Below are 23,477 nucleotides of genomic sequence, written 5' to 3'. Positions count from 1 at the left end.
ACAAAACTTTGATTTTTCCTCTATGTAAATTATACCAAAATAAAAAAAACATACAGTTTCCTGTATGTTAATTCACCTTTTCTAACTCAGTTATATCTATATTTCTAGTGTGAGCTGTATGAGACCATTCTTTTTTATTTTTATCTATCATACCTTGAATAGATATTGGTACCCATGTTAAAGAATATATAGGATTTAAAATATAATATAGTAGTATTTTAAAGCTTAACTTTCTTTCTAAAACCAATATTATAGGATTATATAAAAATTGTAGTATTATTAGTCCAGTCGCTCCAACCTTTGTAATATTAGCGTTAAAATTATTAAGAGTACTTAGAACTCCCGATATAAGCTCTGGGGCATTAACAACTTGATTATACATATTTAAAACCAAAGCTATTCCAAGCAAAACTATAATTATCGGTTGTATACTATAAAGTGCACAATCTAAAACCACAATATTAAGCTCTTTTATTCCCTTTTTCAATAACTTAAAGAAATATCTACTAGATACATCTGCAAATCCTTGCATCCATCTTTTTCTTTGGGCCCAAGACTGCCCTAATGTTAAAGGTTTTTCATCATAGATGATAGCATCATGTGCCCATCCAACCTTATATCCATTTAGTACAAGCTTACAAGTAAACTCTAAGTCTTCAGTTAAACAAGTAGCTCCCCATCCTAATTCTCTAAGTATATCTGTTTTTATACAAAAACCTGTACCTCCTAATTGACTTGATAATCCGATATTTGCTCTGGCCAATTGGAATATTCTATTAGATAACCAAAAAGATATTGAGTAGTTAGCTGTAATCCATGTATCATTAGGATTTTTAGAATCTAAATATCCTTGAACAACTTTATATCCATCTAAAAATCTGTTGTTAATTTCACTTAAAAAGTTCTTGCTTACCAAATTGTCGGCATCAAAAACCGCAACTGAATCATATTGCTTCTTCATGGAAAACAATTTATTAAACATCCATTCTAAAGCATATCCTTTTCCTCTTTTCTCTGCATCCATTCTTTCAAAAACTTGTGCACCACATTGTCTAGCAATTCTAGCTGTATTATCAGTGCAATTGTCTGCTATAACGAAAATATCATATAATTCTTTAGGGTAATCTAACCTATTTAAACTATCTATTATACCGCTAATAACTTTCTCTTCATTATGAGCCGCAACAACTAATGCAAAACTTGTTGTGGGTTTCTTTTTATTCTTTGATTTAACCTTAATAAGTCCAAAAAATGAAAGAAATAAAAAGTACATTGATATTACAAATACTACGTTTGAATAAATAACTGAGATATAGTCTAGTATACCTTTTATATATTGCATCAAAAGTTCCCCCCTAATTCATACCCATTTTAGCATAAAACAACTTATAATACTACTTATTGTTCGCCTTAATATGTTAATTTATTGCTAATTATTTAATTTTTTTGGGTCTATATCAAATATATTTAAAAACTAATTTGTAAGATGAATCTGATATCTTACAAATTAGTTTTATCTAAAGCAACATAATTCTTTTAATAGTCTCTCTATCAACGGCATAACTTAAAGCTGTCTCTTGACTAATAATTCCTTTTCTATATAACTCAGCTAAAGCCATATCCATAGTCTTCATTCCATATTTGCTTCCAGTTTGTATTGATGATTCAATTTGATGGGTTTTTCCTTCTCTTATTATATTTTGAATTCCTGGGGTAGTAATCATAACCTCTAATGCTGCTACTCTACTTTGTTTATCAGCTGTTGGTACCAATTGCTGCGAAACAATTCCTTGTAACACTGCTGACAATTGAATTCTTATTTGTTGTTGCTGGTGCGGAGGGAAAACATCAACTATTCTATCTATAGTTTTTGCAGCTCCAATAGTATGTAATGTTGAAAAGACTAAATGCCCTGTTTCAGCAGCTGTTATTGCTATAGCTATAGTTTCAAGATCTCTCATCTCTCCAACTAGAATAACATCAGGGTCCTCTCTTAATATAGCTCTTAAAGCATTTTGATAGCTATTTGAATCTTTTCCTATTTCTCTCTGATTAATTATACACTTATCATGTTTATGTAAAAATTCTATAGGATCTTCTAAAGTTATTACATGAGCTTCTCTATTATGATTTATCTCATTAAGCATGGCAGCCAAAGTTGTAGATTTACCACTTCCAGTTGGCCCAGTAACTAGAACTAATCCTCTCTTTTTCTCTGTTAACTCTTTTAATACAGGTGGATGACTAAGCTCTTGAAGTGTAGGTATCTTTAATGCAATGACTCTAAGTGCTAATGCATCTGAATTTCTTTGTTTAAATACATTCACTCTAAATCTACCTAAGCCAGCAATTGAATAAGATGTATCATATTCACCCACTTGACTATATTCTGAAAATTTTTCTTCTAGTATTTCTTTTGCAAATTTTTCGGTGTCTACAGGAGTTAGATTAGAACTTCCTATTTTAATCAATCCACCATTAACTCTAATTACAGGTGGAATTCCTACTGTAAGATGCAAATCTGATGCCCCTAACTCTAATGTTTTACTTAACAGTTCAACTAAAACGTACATTAATTTCCTCCAATCTAAGGTGTAATAAAAAATATCAATAATAACTAATTATACCATTAATAAACTAAATTCTATACTAAAATTTAAATTCCTTTTTTAATAAAAAATTATAGTTAATGACCAGAGTTAACCTCTGGTCATTAACTATATCTTATTAAAGTTCATCTCTTTATTTAGCTTTTTTAAAGCTTTCTTTTCTATTCTTGATACATAAGATCTAGATATACCTAAAATTACAGCTATTTCTCTTTGAGTTTTAACCTTTCCATCTATTAATCCATATCTCATCTCTAAGATTTCTCTTTCCCTTGTACTTAAAAACTTACTCATTTTATTATAGAGACTTCTCACTTGTAGATTATTTTCAACTATTTCAACTACAGAATCACTTTCACTGCTCAATACATCCATTAAACATATCTCGTTACCTTCTTTATCTATTCCTATAGGATCTTGTAAATATACTTCACTTTTATTTTTTTTATTATTTCTAAAAAGCATAAGTATTTCATTTTCGATACATCTAGCTGCATAAGTAGCTAATCTAGTACCTTTTGAAGAGTCAAAAGACTCTATGGCTTTAATTAAGCCTACAGTTCCTATAGAGATTAAATCATCTACATCCTTGTTCTGCATTGAATACTTTTTTACTATATGTGCTACTAATCTTAAGTTTCTTTCGATAAGTATACTTTTCGCTGATACATCTCCTTCATGGAATTTTTTTAAATACAATTCCTCATCAGCTTCTGAAAGTGGCTTTGGAAATGTATTATTATTGTTATTTATATACCCAGTCAATAAAGGTAAGTTACATATTATATCTATAAGGTTACTAATCATAAACACAGATGTGCCTCCTAATAATGCTTATTAATATAATATGAAATAATAATCCAATGTTGCATGTATCATTAAATTTATTTTAAAAGTTCTAAAACAATATCTTTAAAAACAGGGGCTGCTGTGTTTCCACCTACTAAATCTTCTCCTTGTTTGTTTTTCCCATTAATGTCTGGAACAAAAACTATCATAGTGTAATTTTTATTTCCTTTTTTGAAATATCCTCCAAACCATCCATGGGTAGTTCCATTGCTTCCAGTAGCAGAACCAGTTTTTCCTCCGATTTCAACATTTTTTATATATGCGGTTGTACCAGTTCCTTTACTAACAACATCTCTCATATTACTTTTTATTAAGTTTGCTGTTTCCTTTGAGATAACTGTAGTCATTTTATAATTAAAGGTATCTACAACATTATCTTTATTATCCACAAACCCTTCTATTACACTTGGCTCAACATATACACCATTATTTACAATAGTATTTATGGCACCTGCCATCTGTATTGGCGTTACTGTCATAGATTGACCTATTGCTATATTTCTTAAACTAGCCTCTTCTAAAGGTTTTTGTCCAGTAACCTCTTTTGTTAAACCAAGTACCTTAGAATAAAGTCCCTGCTTCTCAGCCATCTCCATTAACTTGTCATAACCAACCTTTTGAGCTACATGGTAAAAAGTATCATTACAAGATATCTCAAGGGCTTTTCTAACGGTTAGAGTACCATGAGAATAAGGTTTTCCATCTTTTTGACATATTTGTCCTGTACAGGTAAAGGTTGAATCCAAAGTTACTGCTTTATTCTCTAAAGCTGCCTCTTCTACTATTAATTTAAATGTTGAAGCAGGTTCAAACCCTAAGCCTTCAGCTCCAATTAAGATGTTTGGTATAGAGTCATCTTTTTGAGCTAATGCCTTAATTTTCCCTGTCTCACTATCCATAAGTATAACCCCTATATTACTTAAATTAGAAAACTGCTCTTTATTTAATATATCTTTTATTTTTTCATTCATATCAAGGTCTATGGTTAATTTAATATTTTTATTTTCTGGATTTACTCCTAATACTCCAGCCTTGTAAGTTCCATCTTTTTCAATCTCAAATTTTCCTTGAGGAGGATTGTTAGATTTTATCTCATTAAGAAGTTTTGCCTCCAGAGAATCTCCATCATAATTATTTTTTTCATTTATATTGCTTAAAATATCTCCAATTCCCCAGGCGTAGTTTCTTTCTATTTCATCATATACATATGTATATATTCCTTTAACACCCTGAATCTTATTAACTTTTTCATAAGCCTCTTGATTAACAACAAAATAACTTTTTCCACCTTTTTTCAGAACCTCATCATAGGCAAAGTTATCTACCTGTGACTTCATAATGAAGTTAAAGGCTAAAAGCCCCTCAATGTTTTCTTCAAAATTATTTAAAGAAAAAGGTTTAGAATCTATTACAACAACATATTTTTTCTTGTAGCTTCTTAAGTCCTTGCCATTAGTATCTAAAAGCATGTAATTTGTTTCTGACAAATTTTCTACTTGAGTATTAGCTACAGATCCCTTGGTACTTTGAGGACTATATTTTGTAACAACATCATATGTTCTGTATGATAAAACTAATAAAATTAGCGAAAATACTATAATCATGGCTCTTAATCTTTTTGAATATTTTTTTCTTAACAAAAAAACACCTCCCCAGCTAAATTTTTGACTCTAGAGAGATGTTTTATTCAATTAATTTTGTAAAATTTGAGTTATTTTGGAAACCATGATATCTATTGCAACCTTATTCTGTCCACCTTCTGGTATTATAATGTCAGCATACCTTTTAGTAGGCTCTGTAAATTGAAGATGCATTGGTTTAACTACTGATAGGTATTGATCAATAACAGACTCAACAGTTCTTCCTCTTTCTTTAATATCTCTAACCATTCTTCTGATTATTCTAACATCAGCATCTGTATCAACATAAATCTTTATATCTAATAAATCCCTTATTCTCTCATCTTCAAGAACTAGTATTCCTTCTATTATTATGATTTCTTTTGAATCAACTTTTATAGTTTCACTTTTTCTATTATGATTTGAAAAGTCGTATATAGGTTTATCTATGCTCTTACCCTCTATTAGTTGTGCAAGATGCTCAACTAATAAATCATTATCAAAAGCTTTTGGATGATCGTAGTTAGTTTTAACTCTTTCTTCCATACTTAAATGTGATTGATCTTTATAATAAGAGTCTTGTTCAATCATACCTATGCGGTTTTCAGAAAAATTATTGTAAATTTCCTTCGCTATAGTACTTTTACCTGAGCCAGTTCCCCCAGTAATTCCAATAAGAATAGGTTTATTCATAATATCCCCCTCTAGTTATCTTTTCCCTTAATAAGCATATCTTTAACTTTTAAAGGAGCATCTACTTTAATTGTGAATATCATTTGAGCCCTTGGTGCCACTTCAATCTTGTCACCTTTTCCATCATGCATATCGGATAGTACTATTTCATAGTTTTCTCCTACTGGACCCAAAACCTCTACCTTATCTCCTTCAAACACTCTGTTTCTTTGTTCTATAGTTGCTATTTTACTTTCCTCATCATAGCTTTTAACTACACCAACTATATCATAGTCTCTTACGTATGAAGAGGTATCATATACTTGTTTATTAGGTTCATTAAAATAAAATCCTGTATGATAACTTCTATGGGATACCTTTAATAAGTTATCTACCCAAGACTGCTTAAGTTCATATCCTTCTGGATTCTTTAAATATGCATCTATTGCCTGTCTATAAGATTTAACTATAGCAGCAACATAGTACGAGCTTTTCATTCTTCCTTCAATCTTAAAAGAATATATACCACTTTCCATTAGTTCTGGAATATGTTCAATCATACATAAATCTTTAGAATTCATTATGTAACTTCCCTTATCATCTTCAATTATAGGGAAATATTCTCCTGGTCTTTTCTCTTCAACTAAATAGTATTTATATCTACAAGGTTGAGCACAAGCACCTCTATTAGAATCTCTACCTGTCATGTAATTAGACATTACACATCTTCCAGAATAACTCATGCACATAGAGCCATGGATGAAAGCTTCTATCTCACATTCTTCTGGCAGGTTTTCTCTTATATCTTTAACTTCTTTCATAGTAAGCTCTCTTGCAAGAACTATTCTTTTAACACCTTGATCATACCAGAATTTAGCTGATCTCCAGTTAGTATTATTAGCTTGAGTACTTAAATGTATCTCTAAGTCTGGAACAACATCTCTAGCTGTAGCTATGATACCAGGGTCTGCTACTATTATAGCATCGACTTCAAGAGAATATATTTCTTTTAAATAATCCTCAAGTCCGTATAAATCTCCATTATGAGGAATAACATTTAAAGTCATATAGACTTTCTTCCCTCTTTGGTGAGCATACTCTACCCCTTCTTTTATCTGTTCATTTGTAAAGTTATCTGCAAAAGCTCTTAAATTAAGCTTGTTTCCACCTAAATATACAGCATCAGCGCCGTAATCTATAGCTGTTTTTAATTTTTCTAAACTCCCTGCTGGTGCTAGCAGTTCTGGTACTCTCATGCTCTTACCTCCTTTTAGTTATAGCTATCCCATCACCCATCGGTATAACAGAGGTGATTAAGCTTTCATCTTTTGATACTAACTCTAAGTATGTTTTCATTCTTTTTACTATAGTAATTTTTCTTCTTTGAAGTAATTCTCTTGATGCAACCATTCCTCTAAAAAGTACATTATCTGCAATAATAATACCATCTTGCTTAAGCAATCTTAAACAATGTGGTAAAAAATGATTATAATGTCCTTTTCCAGCATCCATAAAAATCATATCATATTGATCATCTAAATTTTCTAGAATCTCTAAACAATCACCCTTTAGAATTTTTATATTATCTTCTAAGGAAAATCTCTTTATATTTTCTTCTGCCATAGCTATCATTTCTTCACTTCTTTCTATAGTAGTAACATGAGCAAGCTTACCACTTGCTTCATGCATTACTATAGCAGAATAGCCTATAGCAGTACCTAATTCTAATATTTTTAATGGTTTTTGAAAACTTACCATGAACTCTAAAAACTTTGAAGTTTCTTTTTGAACTATTGGAACTTTATTTTCTTTTGCATAATCTTCGAGTTCCTTTAAGATTCCAATATTTTCAGGAATAAGTCCTCTTATATAGCTTTCCATATAATCATAAGTAATTCCGCTCATTTTCCCTCCAACCTTTAAAGGTAAATTTACTCTTAATATAATTAAAAGCCCTAAGGCTATTAATTATTTTTTATTTCTTGATGTTGTTCTTTTTCTTTCTCCGCTATTTAAAACTCTTTTTCTCATTCTTATGTTTTCAGGAGTAACCTCAACTAATTCATCACTATTAATAAATTCTAAAGATTGTTCAAGAGACATAGCTCTAGGAGTTGTTAATTTTAAAGCATCATCTGAACCTGAAGATCTAGTATTTGTTAATTGCTTTCTCTTACATACATTAACATCTAAATCATCAGCTCTTGAAGATTCTCCAACTATCATTCCTTCATATACATCAACTCCAGCACCTATAAATAAGGTACCTCTTTCTTGAGCATTGTATAATCCATAAGTTATAGCTTCACCTGATTCAAAAGCAACTATTGATCCTCTGCTTCTTCCTGGAATTTCACCCTTAAATGGCTCATATCCGTGGAATACGTGGTTCATTATACCATTACCTTTAGTATCAGTTAAGAATTCATTTCTAAATCCTATAAGTCCTCTAGCTGGGATATTAAATTCTAATCTTGTATAACCATTTTGAGCAGATGTCATATTAACCATTTCTGCTTTTCTTGGTCCTAATTTTTCCATAACAGGTCCCATAAATTCTTCTGGAACATCTATAGTTAAATATTCTATTGGCTCAAGCTTCTTACCATTTTCAACTTTAAATATAACATTAGCTTTAGAAACTTGTAGCTCATATCCTTCTCTTCTCATAGTTTCGATTAATATTGATAAGTGAAGTTCTCCTCTACCAGATACTTCGAAACAGTCTGGAGTAATTTCTACAACTTTTAAACTTACGTTTGTTTCAAGTTCTTTAAATAATCTGTCTCTTAAATGTCTTGAAGTTATAAAGTCTCCTTCTTTACCTGCAAATGGTGAGTCATTAACCATAAAGTTCATGCTTAAAGTAGGCTCGTCTATATCAACAAATGGTAGTGCTTCTGGATTAGCAGAATCTGCTATAGTTTCACCTATATTAGCATCACCAATACCTGAAACAGCGATTATATCTCCAATTGAAGCAGTATCAGCATCTACTCTTTTAAGTCCTTCATAGGTATAGATATTAGAAGCTTTAAAGTTAGTTGTACTTCCATCTTTTCTAACTATTGATAAGTTTTGGTTTTTCTTTATAGTTCCACGAACTATTTTACCAATAGCTATTTTACCTACATACTCACTAGTATCTAATGTAGTTATAAGCATTTGAAGTGGTTCTTCTGGATATCCTTTAGGAGCATCTACTCTTTCAACTATAGTATTAAATAAAGGTTCCATGTTACTTGATTCTTCATCTATCTCAAGCTTTGCTATACCTTCTCTTGCTGATGCATAAACTATAGGGAAATCTAATTGCTCATCTTCAGCACCAAGTTCTAAGAATAAGTCAAAAACTTCGTCTATAACTTCTTCTGGTCTAGCATTAGGTTTATCAATTTTGTTTATTACAACTATAGGTTTTAATCCAAGTTCAAGTGCTTTTCTTAAAACGAATTTAGTTTGTGGCATTGGACCTTCATAAGAATCTACTACAAGTAGAACAGAGTCTACCATTTTAAGAACACGTTCAACTTCTCCACCAAAGTCAGCATGTCCTGGTGTATCTATAATGTTGATCTTTATACCATTATGTATAACAGCAGTATTTTTAGAAAGAATTGTTATTCCTCTTTCTTTTTCTAGGTCATTAGAGTCCATTACTCTTTCTTCTACTCTTTCGTTAGTTCTGAATATATTACTTTGTTTTAATAGTGCGTCTACCAATGTTGTCTTACCATGGTCAACATGGGCAATAATTGCTATATTTCTTATATCTTCTCTTACAGTTAAGTTCATTATTTATTCCTCCAAACAATTTGCAAAATAAAATTGGATACTTACGTATCCAATTTCATGTCTATACTACATTCTAATCTTATAGTGAGAAAAAGTCAAACTTTATTCTTGAGAAGGTGCAATAATATTTACACCTATTGCCTCATTTAAAGTTTTTAAAATACCATCCCACATAACAGCGAAGCTAGCTTCAGATGAAATGTAATTTGAAACTTCTGGATTTAAAGTCATAATAGTTCCAAAGTTTCTCATTTCTTCTTGAGTCTCTGCTGAAACAGTTCCAGTTTGCACTTGCTCACTATATGCTTTAAATTGAATCTTTCTAAAATCTTCAACCATCTTTTTAGCTTCTGGGTTACCATTTATTTTTTCTGTAGCCTCTCTATAGGCCACCACTTGAGAATCTTCTTTTAAGGCTTTAGCTAATTCATTCACCTTATCATTAATGTTTGCCATAAATTTCTCCTAAATCTATATTTCCATTATTATAGGAAGAATCATAGGTCTTCTCTTAGTTTTTTCATATAAGAAATTTCTTAATTCATCCTTAATATTTGTTTTCATTGTAGCCCAATCAGTTATCTTTTTCTCTTCACAGTTTCTTAGTACCTTTTTAACTATCTCTCTAGCATCATCCATAAGTCTTTCAGATTCTCTAACATATACAAATCCTCTAGAAATTATATCAGGACCAGCTATAACAGTACTAGATTCTTTTTCAATAGTAACTACAACAGTAAGTATTCCATCTTGTGATAGATGTTTTCTGTCTCTTAAAACAATATTTCCAACATCTCCAACACCAAGTCCATCAACAAAAATTTGTCCTGAAGTTACTGTTCCATTTTTTCTTATAGAATCTCTTGTAACCTCTATTACTTCCCCATTTTCAGGAATATGGATATTCTTCTCAGGAAGTCCTAACTTCATAGCTAGTTCTCCATGTTGTTTTAAGTGTCTAAACTCTCCATGCACAGGTATGAAGTTTCTTGGTTTAACTAAAGTATGCATAAGTTTAAGTTCTTCTTGGAAAGCATGACCTGATACGTGAACATCAGCTAACGCTTCATAAATAACATCTGCACCTTTTTTAAATAAAAGATTTATAACTCTAGAAACCAACTTTTCATTACCTGGAATTGGTGAAGCTGATATTATAACAGTATCCCCTTCAATAACATTAAGTTTCTTATGATCAGAACTCGCCATTCTAGCAAGAGCTGACATAGGCTCACCTTGGCTGCCTGTAGTTATTACAACAACCTTATCATTAGGATACTTATTAATATCGTCAACGCTTATTAATACATCCTTATTAAATTCTATATATCCAAGCTCTACAGCAACTTGAACAACATTCTCCATACTTCTACCTGAAACAGCTACTTTTCTGCCATATATTTGAGCCGCAGTTATAATTTGCTGTATTCTGTGAACATTGGATGCAAATGTTGCAACTATTATTCTGCCTTTAGCTTTTCCAAAAAAATTAATAAAGTTCTCACCAACCACTCTTTCAGACAAGGTATAACCTGGTCTTTCAACATTAGTAGAGTCAGCAAGCATTACAAGTACTCCTTTTCTTCCAAGCTCAGCAAGTCTTGAAAAATCAGTTGGTTCATTATCAATAGGCGTATAGTCTATCTTAAAATCACCAGTGTGAAGTACTGCTCCAATAGGGGTGTGAATTGCTATTGCACATGCATCTGCAATGGAGTGATTTATCTTTATAAACTCCACAGACACAGCATTAAGTTTCACAACCTCTCTTGGTTTTACTCTTATAAGTTCAACTGAACTTAATAAACCGTGCTCTTTTAATTTTGTTTCAACTAACCCTAAGGTAAGTTTAGTTCCATACACAGGAACATTTAATTGCTTTAAAACATAAGGTAAGGCTCCTATATGATCTTCATGACCATGAGTTAAGAATATTCCTCTAACCTTATCAGCGTTCTTCTGTAGGTATGATACATCTGGAATTACAACGTCTATTCCAAACATATCTTCATCTGGAAACTTCATTCCGCAATCTATTACTACGATATCATCTTTAAATTCAATAGCAGTAATGTTTTTCCCGATCTCACTAATTCCCCCAAGAGGAATTATTTTAACCTTTGCTTTTTCTCTTTTCATATTTCCCCTCCTTCTTATAGGTGTCTACAAAGGATGTCATCTCAATCGAGAGGATACCTTTATTTATTTGTCTCTACATTTATCACAAACTCCAAAAAACTTAACTGAGTGATCTGTTATCACAAAGTTATAAGAACTTTGAATCTTTTGTTCAATTTCATCTAATAAATCGTCTTCCACTTCTATAACCCCACCACAAACGTTACATACTAAGTGGTGATGTCTATGATTTTCGCCCTCATGAGCTAATTCGAATCTAGCACAACCATCATCTAAATCCAATTTATATATTATACCTAAATCTTCAAGTAAAAGTATGGTTCTATAAACCGTAGCTAGCCCGATCTCTGGACAATCTCTCTTTACCTCATCATAAATTTCCTCAGCAGTTAAATGCTTACCCTCATTTTTGATTATAGAGTTTACAATCGCTCTTCTTTGAGGTGTCAGCTTATACCCTTTTTTCTTAAAATCTTCCTTTAAAGAATTTACTTCTTCCTCATTTAAATATGGCATAAAATTACCCTCTCTTCTATAAATTACTCGCTAAATAACGTTTCATAAGCTTCTGCAACCATCTCAAATTCATTTTCGTCTTCTATGCTTACAAGAACCTCATTTCCATCTTCATCTTTAACAATTTTTAACGCAACAGCTTCTTCTTCATCCCCATCTGAAGGAATAACTATTACATATTCATTTTCTTCAATATCAAGTTTTGTCACAACATCAAATTCTTTTTCTTCTCCGTCCTCATCCAATAAGGTAATTTTATCAACTTCGTTTTCCATAAAAACACTCCTTTAAATATTTTTAAATTATATATTAAGCCTTAACCCTATCTAGATTTTCTATCTAAATACCCCTGTAAGATAAAGGTTGCAGCTATTTTATCCACTATTTTTTTTCTTTTCTCTCTTGATAAATCAGCTTCTAACATAGCTCTATGAGCCGCTACAGTTGTAAGTCTTTCATCCCAATACACAATTTCAGGATCGAAAGCAGCCTTTAACTTTTCGCAAAACTTATAAGTTCTCTCTCCTGCTTCTCCTATAGTTCCATTCATATTTTTTGGTAGTCCTATCACTATAGTTTGTACAGAATACTCATCATATATCCTTTTTATTTCTTCAATATCGCTATTAAAGTTCTTCCTTTTTACAGTAGTAATCCCTTGTGCAGTAAACCCTAAAGGATCGCTTACAGCAACTCCTATAGTTTTAGTACCTAAATCTAAACCTAAAATACGCATTATATATACTCCTCAATTAACAATAAAGAGCACCCGAAGGCACTCTTTACTCTATTCCTAGATAGGATTTTATTACTTCTTCTAGAATCTCATCTCTTTCTAGTTTTCTCACTAGAGCTCTAGCTCCATTGTAGTTAGTAATATATGTTGGATCTCCGGAAATCAAGTAGCCTACTAATTGATTCACAGGATTATATCCTTTCTCAATAAGTGAATCATAAACTTCTGTCAGCATTGCCTTTGTTAAATCTTTTTTATCTCTATTTCTATCAAACATCATAGTATTTTGTATATTGTCGTTCATAATTCGCTGCTAAAAGGCAGCTTCACCATCCCTTCGCACAATATTACATTAACATATTAATAAATATACCCATTATCTAAGTTTATTATAACTTAATATATTAAAAATGTACACTATTTTACCAAATTTTCAATCACTTCATATGATTTGGCAATAGCTTCATTAACTTTTAGCGGATCTTTACCACCAGCCTGCGCCATATCTGGTCTTCCACCACCGCCACCACCAGCTACGGTAGCAACTTCTTTAATGATTTTACCACAGTGTACTCCTTTTTGTAATGCATTTTTAGTAGCCATAGATACAAAGTTAACCTTATCTCCTAAAACGCTACCTAAAACAACTACACCAAGGTCTAATTTATTTCTTACCTTATCAGCAAGATCTCTTAAAGAATTCGCATCAACATCTGAAACTACATAAGCAACAACTTCTACATCGTTTATTACTTTTTTAGCTCCTAATATTTCATCTTCAATTCCAGAAACTAATTTACTCTTTAACTCTTGAATTTCTTTGTCCTTTTCCTTAAGCTCTTGAGTTGTTGTATTAATTTTTTTAATTACTTCTTTTTCGCTGCATTTTAATATTCCACAAGCTTCTTTTAATAGATTTTGTTTTTCTTCCATATATCTTAAAGCATTAAATCCAGTTAAAGCCTCTATTCTTCTTACTCCAGCTGCAACACCAGCTTCAGAAACAATCTTAAATAATCCAATCTCTCCTGAATTTCTAACATGGGTTCCTCCACATAGTTCCTTTGAGAATTCCCCAACAGAAACCACTCTAACTTTATCACCATATTTATCATCAAATAAAGCCATAGCTCCAGAAGATTTTGCTTCATCCATAGTCATAACATCAGTATCAACATCAAATACTTCCATTATTTTTTCATTAACTAAATCCTCAACCTTGTCAAGCTCTTCTCTAGTTAATCCTTGGAAGTGTGTAAAGTCAAATCTTAATCTTTCAGCATCAACATAAGATCCAGATTGAGATACATGATCTCCTAATATTTCTCTTAAAGCTTCATGAAGCATATGAGTTGCAGTATGGTTTTTACCTATGCTGCTTCTTCTTATTCTATCTACCTTAAGTGTTACTTCTTCATTAACTAAAACTTCACCTTGAATTACAGTAACGTAGTGGATTGTCTTTCCAGAAACATTTTTCTTAGTGTCATAAACTTCCGCCTTAAAATTATCATTATAAATAACACCAGTGTCTCCTACTTGACCTCCCATTTCTGCATAAAATGGAGTATTAGAAGTAACTATATATCCCTTATCCCCTTCAAATAACTTTTCTTTTAAATCACTATTATCTGCTAATGCAACCACTTCTGATTTAAGTTCAAGCTTTGAATATCCTGAGAATTCAGTTTCTATATAAGAATCTAATTTATTGATAGGTTTATCATCAGTACCCATGTAAGTACTTTCCCCTCTTGCTTCTCTAGCAGAGGTTCTTTGATGTTCCATAGACTTATTAAAACCTTCCAAATCTAAAGATAAACCTTTTTCCTCTAATATTTCCATAGTAAGTTCTAGTGGGAATCCAAAAGTATCATATAACTTGAAAGCTTTTTCTCCAACTAATACAGTTTCAGAAGCCTTCTCCATTTCATCTATATAAGACTTTAATATATCCATACCAGAATCTATAGTTTCATTAAATCTTTGTTCTTCTAAAGAAATTATTTTCTTTATATAATCTTTCTTTTCAACTAAATTAGAATAAGCTTTTCCATAGTTCTCAATAACAACATCAACTATATCTATAAGGAAGATATCCTTAGCTCCTAACAATCTTCCATGTCTTGCAGCTCTTCTTAATAATCTTCTTAAAACATAACCTCTTCCTTCATTTGAAGGTAAAACTCCATCAGAAATTAAAATAGCAACACTCTTAAGATGGTCAGTAATTATTCTTAAAGATATATCTTTGTTAGGGTCCTCACCATATTTAGAATTTGTAACCTCACATACCTTGTTAAGTATACTTCTTACTGTATCTATTTCAAAAATATTGTTTACCCCTTGCATTATTGTAGCTATTCTTTCAAGTCCCATTCCAGTATCTATATTAGGTTTAGCAAGTTTGTTGTAAACCCCTTGCTCATCCTTATCAAATTGAGTAAATACTAAGTTCCAGAACTCAACTATCCTATCATCATCAGCAGCCTTCAAAAACTCTTCAACAGACTCAACCTTACCTTCACCTCTATCAAAGTGAATTTCTGTACAAGGTCCACAAGGTCCAACACCTATTTCCCAGAAGTTATCATCCTTACCTAATCTAAAAATTCTACTTTGATCTACATCAGTTTTTGAAGTCCAAATATCAAAAGCTTCATCATCTTCTAAGTATATAGTTACATAAAGCTTATCTTTAGGAATTTGTAAAGTTTCAGTTATAAATTCCCAAGCCCAAGGAATGATTTCTTCCTTAAAATAATCTCCAAAAGAAAAGTTTCCAAGCATTTCAAAGAAAGTACCATGTCTTGAAGTTTTTCCTACGTTTTCAATATCACCAGTTCTTATACATTTTTGACAAGTTGTTATTCTGTTTTTAGGTGGCTCTTGAAGTCCTGTAAAATAAGGCTTTAGTGGTGCCATACCTGCATTAATTAATAATAAACTCTTATCATTTTTAGGTACAAGAGAAAAACTCTCAAGCCTTAAATGTTCTTTACCTTCAAAAAAACTTAAATATGCTTCTCTAAGCTCATTTGCTCCCATGAATTTCATATATTTTACCTCCAACAATAAAAAAAATTAAAATAAAAAGCCCTTCATCCCTAAACAAGGGACGAAAGACACAGCTTCCGCGGTACCACCCTAATTATGCTAAAATCTTAGCATCACTCAAGAAAATCAGCTCCAAGACAGCTTCAATTTAATATGTAAGAAGTTTTCACCAGCCACTTCTTCTCTAAATACATTAATTAAATCTACTCATTCTCTTCACAGCCAAACATAAATATATATTTGAATTATAGGATACGCCAATAACTTTGTCAATATTTATCACCTTTAGTCATAACTAATATATCTAAAATAAATAATAATTTATATCCTCATATATAACCTTAACCATAACACCTATAGGAACAGCCAAAACCATCCCAAATATTCCTCCTAATTTTTCCCCAATCAAAAGCAATAGAATTATACAAATAGGATGCATACTAATAGATTCTCCAGTAACCTTAGGAGCTATAAGATCCCCTTCTAATTGTTGTATTACAAAATATAATATAGCAACAGCAATAGCCTTAGATGGAGAAGTTAAAAAAGCTATTAAAAGGGCTGGAACTAACCCTATTATAGGCCCAAAGTAAGGAATTATATTAAATATTCCATTTAAAATAGAGAGCCATAAAGGAAATTTAATCCCTATTACAAGTAAACCTATAAAGGTCAAAACTATTATAATAAGTGATAATAGAAGCTGGGAAAATATATACTTACCTAAAAGTTTATCTATATCCTTACCAATAAGCTTAACAACACTTCTTTTTTCAGTTGGAAGAACCAATAAAAGCTTACTGCCAAGAGTTTTCCCATCAGCTAGAAAATAATAAGTTACAACAGGAATTATAGCCAAGGATATCATATTCTCCCACAAAGCTATAAGAGTATCAAAAAATCTATAAGAAGTATCAATAAGCCAAACATTTAACTTTTCACTAGTCTGATCATAAATCACATCCACAACACCTATATTATAACTTCTAAGTTTATTAAGAACTGAATCGATTAATTCAGTAAATCCATTTAAAATATTTTCTATATCTAAGGTTTCTTTAAATAATGTTGGTATCAATAAAGCAAAAGTTAAAACAACAGTGCCTAATATAGCAACTACTAATAAAGCAGAAACTAACCTCTCGTTAAACTTAAATTTACTTACTATAGAATTTTTAACAGGTTTTAAACTATAGGCTATTATAAAGGATGTAAAAACCACACCTACTAGCTCTCTTATGATAGAGCTTTTGTTTATTATGTATACAATAGCTAATAATAAAAGTAATATTCCAATTCTTTTGACCCACTTCACCACATAACTTCTATTCATTAGACATCACCAAATTGTGTGGAAGCGATTTAAAGGATATCCTTTGATCCTCATAATATAATATTTCTTTTTCACCAAGTATGCTGTTATTTATAAGCAAAACTCTTTTTCCTTTATATATTTTATCAAAAATTCCTGAGGCAACAATCATACCTTTAATCGAATAATTCAATAAATTAATAAGAACATCCTCAACTACACCTAAAATATTCCCCTCGTTGCTTATTACCTCCATATCCTTAATATCTAAAAAAGCTATCCCTTCCTCAGAGGTTGTTTTAGCAGTAACTATAACTTCATTTAAAGATAAAATATCCTCAACAGCTATAAACTGCTTTTTCTTAAACAAACTAAAAGCCGAAATCTTAAAACCCTTAACTATTCCCTTATAAAAATCTATATATATATCTGTTACAGTTCCTATTTTCTTTCCCCCAACATCAAAAACAATCATCCCTACAAAATCTTTCCTACGTTTCAAAAAATCGCCTCCCATAGAAAATTATATATTTAGTATTTCTAAAAATTGATAAAATATAACATTTATTTATGAAGTTTCATTAGATTCTTTATGCCTATTTTCCTAAATAATAAAAAAACTCTGCCATAAACTTGTATCTGTTTATAGCAGAGAGTAATATTATAAAATTTTATTATTTCCAGACAACCTTAAATTCCTCGCAAACAACAATCATATTTTCATCAAACTCCAGATTATATACACTTAATTCTTTAGTAAAAAAGTCTTTATGCACCTTTCTCCAATATTCTAAGGATAAATCCCCTTCTCCTTCTTTAAAAGCATGACTTTCAGATACCTGACTAAATAGACAAGTGTAAACTTTTGTGGTCTCAGTTATACACAAAGCATTATTATTAGTGTCTAATATAATATTTAAATCACCTACTGGTGGCAATGGGCTATTTTCAACTTTATATAATTCATAAGCAGATGCCGTTGCTGTTTTCCTACCAATTACAACAAGGGCTGCTAGTTGATTCGCCTCTTCAGCCTCTCCTCCAAAACACCAAGCAGTATATGTTTTATCTTTAACATTGTTGTTCTTTATATATATATTCCACATTTCCTTTTCTGTCATAGCCTTTCCCTCACCTTCAATATCTCTCAATATTATTTTCATCAGTAAATCTTTTTATGAACTCATAAGTTTTAGGAGCTTTTATATTTAAAATAGACTTTCCATCTTTGGAATATAACTTTATGATATTTTTTGTATTTGCATGGAAAGATAAAGTTTCCCCACTCGTAAGCTCAATAATAAAATCGTAATATAGTGTACCCATCTCTCCACTTACACTCTTTTTTCTCATTTTACTTACTTCATCTATAATCATCTCTTTATCTGTATCACTAACTTTAATAGAATAATATCCATTTTTATCAGAATACTTACAATAAGAATTTATTAGTATTATCATATATATTTATCTCATCGCATAACTCTATGGCTAAATTCAAATTACTTAGTGAGTCATAATATCTTCTTTCAATTGTATCATCAGGTATTCCATGCCCACCTTTACTTACTCTTAACCTTACTCTCTCCTTGGCAATTTCAGGACTTTCAACACCTACATAATTCATCACAATATAAAATCCTTGTTATTTAGCTTCTTTAATATTTTTAATTATGCTTTTCCCTGAGAATGTAGTTTCTTGATTAAAAGATATGCCTTGTGATATATATTGTTTAATAAGTTTCACAGCCTCTCTAGCACATTGGATTTGAAGATTATTATCTTTCCATGAACCGACGCGAGCCACCATTTCATCCGTATTTATTCTTCTCTCCTCTTTATTTTTAGCATTACTGAATAACTCTTTTAATTGACTGTAAGAATATTTTAAAAATATATCATATAAATCTTCATTATTCTTCATTCTAATACCTCCTATAGCTAAATATATTATATCTATTATATATCACATTTAGTTTATATTAAACCTAGTGAATTATATTGAAGAATACAAAATAAGTTTTAATGTCACCAACACTTTAACCAAACAGCTCTCAAAACTTCCTAATCCCATAAGCAAATTCATTTTTTCAACCTTGAGTAGGATGTCTTACCTTATAGCAATCAATGCCTATCTTATTGAGGCTTTCTTCTGCTTTATTACCCATTGCAATTACCTTTTTTATTTCAAACATTTCTATCCTTTGAATTAAGATTCACTTGATTTATTCTTTTCTTTATTTCTATTTCTTACTGGTACAAACTCTGAAGTCGTATCATTGGGATCAATATAAACATAGTCTCCGTTTTCACCTTTTTTAAGACCTAAGGATGCCATTTTCTTTTTAGTATTTTTATATTTTGTGCTCATTAAATTCACCTCTTAAATGTTTTCTATATTACTCATGCTTTAATTTGCCCAATTAATTCTTTTATAATTAATAAAAATCTATTATTCTCATGATTAAAAGAAGTTAATTTAAGCCATTCTTAAAGCCCCACCCAGTTCTCTATTTTTCTCAAAAATATTAACATTGTATCCTCCTTTTGCAGAAATTCTTGCCACTTTAAGGCCAGCTGGTTCACCACCAATTATAACAACATTAACATCTCCATTACATAGAACCTCTTCTGCTGTTTCTAAATCAAAACTTCCTACAACTTATACAGGAATATTTAAGTCTTTTTTTAATCTTTTAGCTGCTTAGGCATTCTCTTTTTATGGAAAAAATAATTAAAACCTAATACTAGCTTTTAGTTTAATATGGCATGTATATAAAGCTAAGTTTCCATTCACCATCTACTAAAACAAATACCATGTCTCCTATTCTAGCATTATCACTTACTGAAACCAATTTCCTACCACCGTTTGCTTTCACATACTCCTCTTGAGTAACAAAGGTGAAACTTTCATTGTTTTTTATATAATCTATTTGCTTATCTACCCCATTAGTACCCGCATCCTGTGATAAAAAATCAGAAAACATATTATTAAATTCATCTTCACCATGCTCAAAAACCTTATCCTCATCCATTGGACCTCTTGTTTTTAATGGAAATTTAGTATGCTTTTTCACTTCTTCTATGTTATTATTTATAATTGCATTTCTAAAATCACTCCAAAAGCCAGCTATATTTGAAAAGCCATCCTCTGATTTATTATTTTCAGAATTTATTTCCTGTGATTCTGGACTTTTATATTCACCAATATTCCCACATGCTATTAATGTACATGATAATATTATGGAAAAAGTTAAAACTAAAATAAACTTTTTATTTTTCATAATCTACTCCTTTTTTACCTGCAAAAATAAGACCTCATTATTCTTCACCATAATTCTCTTAAATATATTATATAGCACATTTAGTTAATATCCAATCTAGTGAATTACATTAAAAAGTATAAAATAATACCCACCAACTTTTTATTCCAACATTACTCCATGCTTCTAACTACCTCCACCAAACTCAATACAAAAAACAGCAAGTCCACCCGAATCTAGGTGAACTTGCTATTATATTTCTTCTTATTTAAACATCCATCCTGAAATAACCATCATTTGAACTTCTGATGTTCCTTCATAAATTTCTGTTATTTTTGCATCACGCATCATTCTTTCTATTGGATAGTCGCTTGTGTATCCGTAGCCACCAAATAATTGTAAGCATCGGTTTGTTACATCAGTAGCATTTCTTGATGCAACTAATTTTGCCATTGCAGCTAAATGTGTAAATCTTTCATGATCATCTTTAGCACATGCAGCTTGATATACTAAAAGTTTTGCAGCTTCTGTACTTGCACGCATTTGAGCAAGTTCAAATTGTGTATTTTGGAACTGTGCTATAGGGCGTCCAAATTGAACACGTTCCTTAACATATTTTACAGTCTCTTCTATTGCACCTTCTGCAATACCAAGAGCTTGTGCAGCTATACCAATACGTCCTCCATCAAGAGTAGCCATTGCAATTCCAAAACCTTTACCTTCTTGTCCTAAAAGATTTTCCTTTGGAACTATACAGTTATCAAAGAATAACTCACAGGTTGAAGATGCACGTATTCCCATCTTCATTTCATGACTTCCAACAGAGAAACCCGGGAAATCTTTTTCAACTATAAATGCTGAAATCCCCTTTGTTCCCTTGCTCTTATCTGTCATAGCCAAAACAATATATATGTCTGCATATCCTGCATTAGTTATAAAGATTTTACTTCCATTTAATACATAATGGTCTCCATCTAATACAGCTGTTGTCTTTTGCATAGAAGCATCAGTTCCAGCTACAGGTTCTGTTAGTCCAAAGGCACCTAATTTTTCACCTGAAGCAAGTGGTCTTAAATACTTGTCTTTTTGCTCTTCTGTACCATATGCATAAATTGGTGATGCACAAAGACTTGTATGTGCTGAAACGATAACTCCTGTTGTTGCACAGCATTTAGATAATTCTTCAACGCACTGTATATAACTTAAGGTATCTACTCCAGCTCCACCATATTCTTCAGGAAATGGAATTCCAAGTAGCCCCATTTCAGCCATTTTTGCAACATTTTCTTCTGGAAAACGCATGCTTTCATCAATTTCTTTTGCTATTGGTTTAACCTCATTTTCTGCAAAGTCACGATACATTTCTTGTAATTGTTGATGATTTTCATCTTGTTTAAAATCCATATTAATTCCCTACCTCTCTTTTTTTATATGTGTATATCAATTGTGATTTATTAGTTTATACCATTTAATGTGTAGCACACCTTGCCCGGATTCATTATAGAATTCGGATCAAACACTTTTTTAATACCCTTCATTAATTCCATGTTTAGTTCTCCAACGCTGTCTACAAGATATCTAACCTTTCCACTACCAATTCCATGTTCTCCTGAAACAAGTCCTCCACATAAAGTTGCTTCATCATAGATAATCTTGAAGAATTTATCAACTCTTGCTTTAAACTCTGATTCTTCTAAGTCATTACTACATTGATATATGTGAAGATTTCCATCTCCTGCATGTCCAAAGCTCTTAATAGTTAACCCACACTCTTCACCAGCTTTATTTACAAAAGCAAGATAAGAAGCTATTTTATTTACTGGAACTACAACGTCACATTCATCTAATAGTTTTGTTTCTGCCATGATTGCTTCTAGGAAACTAGAACGTGCAGCCCAAGCATCCTTCATTTTTGCAGGGGTATCAGCTACAAGAACATCAATAGCTCCAGCATCTAACACTATTTCACTTGCTTTTTCAATAAGATCATTTAACTCATCTTCATTGTTTGCATCTATAGTAACAAGTAAATAAGCATTTGCAGTTACTCCATCAATTACTTGTGGGAATACACTTTTTCCAACATATCTTTCACTGGATAAAACAATTTCTCTTTCCATAAATTCTAAGGCTTGTGGATTTAGATGTGCCATCTTGAATTTAGGAACAGCAGAAATACAATCATCTAAATTTTCAAAAGGAATAATTAAACTTGCAACTACCTTTGGTGCTGTCATGATTTTTAAAGTAAGCTCTGTTATAATTCCAAGAGTTCCTTCTGATCCAATCATTAAATTTAAAAGGCTATACCCTGAACTTGTTTTTGATACTGTAGCTCCAAAGTGAGTGATTTCTCCTGATGGAAGAACAACTGTCATTGCACGTACATAATCACGAGTTGCACCATACTTAACAGCTCTCATTCCACCAGCATTTGTTGAAACATTTCCACCTAAGCAAGCTAGCTTTTCACCTGGATCTGGAGCATATAATAATCCTTTTTTAGCACAATCCTCTGCAAGATCATTTAATAAAACCCCTGCTTGTACATGAACAACAAAGTTTTCCATGTCATAAGAAAGTATCTTATTCATCTTTGTAATGTCAATTAAAACTCCCCCCAATAGTGGAACTGCTCCACCAGCAAGACCTGTTCCTGCTCCTCTTGGAGTTACTGGAATTTTGTTTTCATTACATATCTTTACAACTTCAGAAACCTCTTCTGTAGAATGTGCCATAAAAACAACTTCTGGCGCTTTTTTCCCATAGATAGGCATCTCATCATGAGAATAATCCTCATTGATATCACTATCAGTTAAAATGTGCCCTGGAGCTACCGCCCTTAATTTTTCAATTATCTCTTCTGTTAACTTATTATATTCAGCCATATTACTCATTCCCTTCATATAT

General features: G+C 31.4%; 24 protein-coding genes, 1 pseudogene and 1 other annotated feature. All 25 genes and pseudogenes read right to left on the bottom strand.

What is annotated here, in order from left to right; translation table 11 throughout:
- Nucleotides 1-67: 67 nt before the first annotated feature.
- The 25 genes and pseudogenes from B3N22_RS01645 to B3N22_RS01525 all read right to left on the bottom strand — a co-directional run bounded on the left by B3N22_RS01645 (nt 68) and on the right by B3N22_RS01525 (nt 23,455).
- Nucleotides 68-1,342, bottom strand: a complete 1,275-nt coding sequence (locus B3N22_RS01645; protein WP_286904376.1) for a glycosyltransferase family 2 protein — start codon at nt 1,340-1,342, stop codon at nt 68-70.
- Between the two features lie 175 nt (nt 1,343-1,517).
- Nucleotides 1,518-2,573 (bottom strand): type IV pilus twitching motility protein PilT, encoded by a 1,056-nt coding sequence (locus B3N22_RS01640; protein WP_238904675.1) that lies wholly within the window; start codon nt 2,571-2,573, stop codon nt 1,518-1,520.
- Between the two features lie 144 nt (nt 2,574-2,717).
- A complete protein-coding gene (sigK, locus tag B3N22_RS01635; protein ID WP_275299588.1) occupies nt 2,718-3,416 on the bottom strand; it encodes an RNA polymerase sporulation sigma factor SigK in 699 nt (232 codons plus the stop codon).
- A 77-nt stretch (nt 3,417-3,493) separates the two neighbouring features.
- On the bottom strand, nt 3,494-5,098 hold the full coding sequence (locus B3N22_RS01630; RefSeq protein ID WP_286904372.1) for a peptidoglycan D,D-transpeptidase FtsI family protein: 1,605 nt from the start codon (nt 5,096-5,098) through the stop codon (nt 3,494-3,496).
- Nucleotides 5,099-5,149: 51 nt separating this feature from the next.
- Nucleotides 5,150-5,770 carry a uridine kinase gene (udk, locus tag B3N22_RS01625; protein ID WP_286904370.1) on the bottom strand — a complete coding sequence of 207 codons (621 nt, stop codon included), beginning with the start codon at nt 5,768-5,770 and terminating at the stop codon, nt 5,150-5,152.
- 11 nt (nt 5,771-5,781) lie between these two features.
- Complete coding sequence (locus B3N22_RS01620; RefSeq protein WP_286904368.1) at nt 5,782-7,005, bottom strand: peptidase U32 family protein; 1,224 nt, start codon at nt 7,003-7,005, stop codon at nt 5,782-5,784.
- Nucleotides 7,006-7,009: 4 nt separating this feature from the next.
- On the bottom strand, nt 7,010-7,654 hold the full coding sequence (locus B3N22_RS01615) for an O-methyltransferase (RefSeq protein WP_286904366.1): 645 nt from the start codon (nt 7,652-7,654) through the stop codon (nt 7,010-7,012).
- Nucleotides 7,655-7,717: 63 nt separating this feature from the next.
- Nucleotides 7,718-9,544, bottom strand: a complete 1,827-nt coding sequence (typA, locus tag B3N22_RS01610) for a translational GTPase TypA (protein WP_073015854.1) — start codon at nt 9,542-9,544, stop codon at nt 7,718-7,720.
- A 102-nt stretch (nt 9,545-9,646) separates the two neighbouring features.
- Nucleotides 9,647-10,000, bottom strand: coding sequence for a YlbF family regulator (locus tag B3N22_RS01605; RefSeq protein ID WP_073015853.1), 354 nt, complete (start codon nt 9,998-10,000; stop codon nt 9,647-9,649).
- Nucleotides 10,001-10,015: 15 nt separating this feature from the next.
- A complete protein-coding gene (locus B3N22_RS01600; RefSeq protein ID WP_073015852.1) occupies nt 10,016-11,683 on the bottom strand; it encodes a ribonuclease J in 1,668 nt (555 codons plus the stop codon).
- 63 nt (nt 11,684-11,746) lie between these two features.
- On the bottom strand, nt 11,747-12,199 hold the full coding sequence (locus B3N22_RS01595; RefSeq protein WP_286904362.1) for a Fur family transcriptional regulator: 453 nt from the start codon (nt 12,197-12,199) through the stop codon (nt 11,747-11,749).
- A 23-nt stretch (nt 12,200-12,222) separates the two neighbouring features.
- Nucleotides 12,223-12,474, bottom strand: coding sequence for a DUF1292 domain-containing protein (locus B3N22_RS01590; protein ID WP_073015851.1), 252 nt, complete (start codon nt 12,472-12,474; stop codon nt 12,223-12,225).
- A gap of 47 nt (nt 12,475-12,521) precedes the next feature.
- Entirely contained in the window at nt 12,522-12,935 is a 414-nt protein-coding gene (gene ruvX / locus B3N22_RS01585; protein ID WP_286904359.1) for a Holliday junction resolvase RuvX, read from the bottom strand.
- A gap of 46 nt (nt 12,936-12,981) precedes the next feature.
- A complete protein-coding gene (locus B3N22_RS01580; protein ID WP_021802211.1) occupies nt 12,982-13,239 on the bottom strand; it encodes an IreB family regulatory phosphoprotein in 258 nt (85 codons plus the stop codon).
- A 113-nt stretch (nt 13,240-13,352) separates the two neighbouring features.
- Nucleotides 13,353-15,992 carry an alanine--tRNA ligase gene (alaS, locus tag B3N22_RS01575; protein WP_286904355.1) on the bottom strand — a complete coding sequence of 880 codons (2,640 nt, stop codon included), beginning with the start codon at nt 15,990-15,992 and terminating at the stop codon, nt 13,353-13,355.
- A gap of 54 nt (nt 15,993-16,046) precedes the next feature.
- Nucleotides 16,047-16,221: a binding site (T-box leader), on the bottom strand.
- A 75-nt stretch (nt 16,222-16,296) separates the two neighbouring features.
- Nucleotides 16,297-17,325, bottom strand: a complete 1,029-nt coding sequence (locus B3N22_RS01570) for an AI-2E family transporter (protein WP_286904352.1) — start codon at nt 17,323-17,325, stop codon at nt 16,297-16,299.
- A complete protein-coding gene (locus B3N22_RS01565; protein ID WP_021802214.1) occupies nt 17,318-17,806 on the bottom strand; it encodes a PRC-barrel domain-containing protein in 489 nt (162 codons plus the stop codon). The genes B3N22_RS01570 and B3N22_RS01565 overlap by 8 nt, the downstream gene beginning before the upstream one ends.
- Nucleotides 17,807-17,978: 172 nt before the next feature.
- The gene (locus tag B3N22_RS01560) at nt 17,979-18,425 is read right to left on the bottom strand and encodes an ASCH domain-containing protein (RefSeq protein WP_286904349.1); all 447 of its coding nucleotides are present in this window, start codon (nt 18,423-18,425) and stop codon (nt 17,979-17,981) included.
- A 16-nt stretch (nt 18,426-18,441) separates the two neighbouring features.
- Entirely contained in the window at nt 18,442-18,765 is a 324-nt protein-coding gene (locus B3N22_RS01555; RefSeq protein ID WP_286904347.1) for a hypothetical protein, read from the bottom strand.
- Nucleotides 18,746-19,228 (bottom strand): annotated as a pseudogene (locus B3N22_RS01550) (ATPase); the annotation flags it as partial. The pseudogene B3N22_RS01550 and the gene B3N22_RS01555, both read right to left, overlap by 20 nt.
- 285 nt (nt 19,229-19,513) lie before the next feature.
- Nucleotides 19,514-19,675, bottom strand: a complete 162-nt coding sequence (locus B3N22_RS01545; protein WP_238904722.1) for a hypothetical protein — start codon at nt 19,673-19,675, stop codon at nt 19,514-19,516.
- Between the two features lie 108 nt (nt 19,676-19,783).
- Nucleotides 19,784-19,897, bottom strand: coding sequence for a hypothetical protein (locus B3N22_RS01540; RefSeq protein WP_286904524.1), 114 nt, complete (start codon nt 19,895-19,897; stop codon nt 19,784-19,786).
- A 166-nt stretch (nt 19,898-20,063) separates the two neighbouring features.
- The gene (locus tag B3N22_RS01535) at nt 20,064-20,588 is read right to left on the bottom strand and encodes a hypothetical protein (protein ID WP_286904343.1); all 525 of its coding nucleotides are present in this window, start codon (nt 20,586-20,588) and stop codon (nt 20,064-20,066) included.
- 243 nt (nt 20,589-20,831) lie between these two features.
- The gene (locus B3N22_RS01530; RefSeq protein WP_021802224.1) at nt 20,832-21,971 is read right to left on the bottom strand and encodes an acyl-CoA dehydrogenase; all 1,140 of its coding nucleotides are present in this window, start codon (nt 21,969-21,971) and stop codon (nt 20,832-20,834) included.
- Between the two features lie 50 nt (nt 21,972-22,021).
- Nucleotides 22,022-23,455 (bottom strand): FAD-binding oxidoreductase, encoded by a 1,434-nt coding sequence (locus B3N22_RS01525; protein WP_286904340.1) that lies wholly within the window; start codon nt 23,453-23,455, stop codon nt 22,022-22,024.
- Between the last annotated feature and the right edge of the window lie 22 nt (nt 23,456-23,477).

The organism is Clostridium sp. UBA1652 (genome assembly GCF_002320975.1).
Taxonomy (GTDB): domain Bacteria; phylum Bacillota; class Clostridia; order Clostridiales; family Clostridiaceae; genus Clostridium_T; species Clostridium_T intestinale.
This window is presented reverse-complemented; position numbering and strand designations above follow the sequence as displayed.